This is a genomic window from Candidatus Eisenbacteria bacterium (assembly GCA_035712145.1).
Classification (GTDB): Bacteria; Eisenbacteria; RBG-16-71-46; order RBG-16-71-46; family RBG-16-71-46; genus DASTBI01.
Genome location: DASTBI010000150.1, coordinates 1 through 1,928 on the forward strand (window position 1 = coordinate 1; position 1,928 = coordinate 1,928).

General features: G+C 67.0%; 1 protein-coding gene. It reads right to left on the reverse strand.

Translation table 11 applies throughout. From position 1 onward, the window contains the following. Positions 1–197: 197 nt before the first annotated feature. The coding region (locus VFQ05_09275) for a tetratricopeptide repeat protein (GenBank protein HET9326949.1) at positions 198–1,928 on the reverse strand (1,731 nt) is incomplete at its 5' end.

The following is a 1,928-nucleotide window of genomic DNA, read 5'->3' on the forward strand; positions in this document are numbered from 1 at the left end:
CGGTTGCGACAGGTTCTCGATGGGATGGTCCGTGAGCGCGCAGTGGCGAACGGCCGAGCCATTCTCACAAATGTGGTGAATATCGGCATCGGGACGAAGTAAGGGTCGCGATCGACCTGAAGGAGTGGCTACGACTTTGGCGATAAGAACCACGTCAATGGCTTACGAGAGCGTCTCGGCGGCGGATGCAAGGCACCTCAGTCCTCGAGCCCCATCTTCTTGAGGAACGCACGCCACCGCGGGTCCTCGTGAAGCGAACGGAACTGTCCGCTGCTGATCAACGCGCCAAGACCGGCGTCCCGTTGCGTATACGCCCGCTCCAGCCACTCGAAAGCCGCGTCCGCCTCGCCGCGTGTCGCATGCACCTCGGCGACCTGATAGGCCGCCGCATCGGAATACTTCTCGATCAGCTCCCGCAGCGCCGCTACCGACTCCGCCCCCTGACCCAGGCCATGATGAACGATCGCGAGCGCCCAGTGGCGGAACAGCTCGCTCGGCTCCTGCATCGCCTCCGCCAGCGCCTCTTCGCCTCGGCTTTGGGCGAGCAGCGTCAGCGAGAGGGACGCATGCGCACTAATTCTCTGCGGGGCGAGCTCGAGAGACTTGCGATAGGCGGCTTCCGCCTCTGCGAAGCGGCCCGCAGCGATGAGCGCCAAGCCGAGATTGCTGTAGGCCGACGCACTCAACGGGTCTTGCTCCAACGCCCGGCGACAGAGCCCGATCGCCTCCTCGAGGCGGCCCAAGCTCAATGCCAGCGTGCCGGCCCAGCGGAGCACTGTGGCATTCCCCGGCGCCAGTTCCAGCGCACGGGCGAACGACGCCTCCACGCCGCGCCAGTCCCAGTCATGGTTCACCCGGATCAACCCCATCCCCGCATGCCCCTCCGCCAGATCCGGCTCCAGCGCGAGCGAACGCTCCACCGCCTCCCGCGCCCGCCAATACCCCTGAGCCGTCGGCGTCCAGCCTTGAGCCGCTTCTCTTGAGTGCGCCCTGCCGAGCTCCGCCCAGGCGAGCGCGAACTCAGGATCCCGCGCCAGCGCCTGCTTCAGATACTCGATCGCCCTAGTCGTGTCCTCGCGGGTGATTCGATCGATCAAGTGTCGGGCCACGAGGTAGAGCCGGTGCGCCTCGGGATCGGTCCCACGCCCCTTGGCTGCGCGCGCCACCTCCGCCTTCGCCGCACCGCTCGCATCCGAATCCGGCGCCTCGCCCAGCAGCGTGGTGCGCAGCTCCTTCACGACCGAATGCGCGATGTCGTCCTGCACGGCGAAGATGTCCTCCAAGGTCCGATCGTAGGTCTCCGACCACAGGTGCGAGCTGTCCGCCACGTTCACCAGCTGAACCGACACACGGATGCGGTTCCCCGCTTTGCGCACGCTCCCCTCGAGGAGCGTAGCGACGTCCAGCTTGCGGCCGATCGTGGGAACGTCGTCCTTCGATCCCTTGAACTGGAACGACGACGTGCGCGCCGTCACGCGCAGTCCCTTGATCTTCGAGAGCACGCCGAGCAGCTCGTCGGCGAGGCCGTCGGAGAAGTATTCGTCTTCGGCGCTCGCGCTGCGGTTCACGAAGGGCAATACGGCGATCGAGGCCACCTTCTCGGCGACCGGCCTGGCCATAGCGCCCGACTCGCTCCGCTCCAGTTCCTTGCGGAGTCTGCGCAGCTCGTTGCTCACGTCCAGGGCCGACTGAATGCGCTCGCGCGGGTTCTTCTCCAGGCACCGGCTCACGATGCGCTCGAGTTCCTGCGGCATCTCCGGGCGCAGCGCGCGCAACGGCTTTGTCGCCTCCCGCAGGATCGCATGGCCGACGTCCACGTGGGTCTCCCCCGTGAACGGCCGCTTCCCGCTCGCCAGCTCGTAGAGCACGATCCCGAGCGCGAACAGGTCGGTGCGCGCGTCCACTGCGTCGCCTCTCACCTGCTCCGG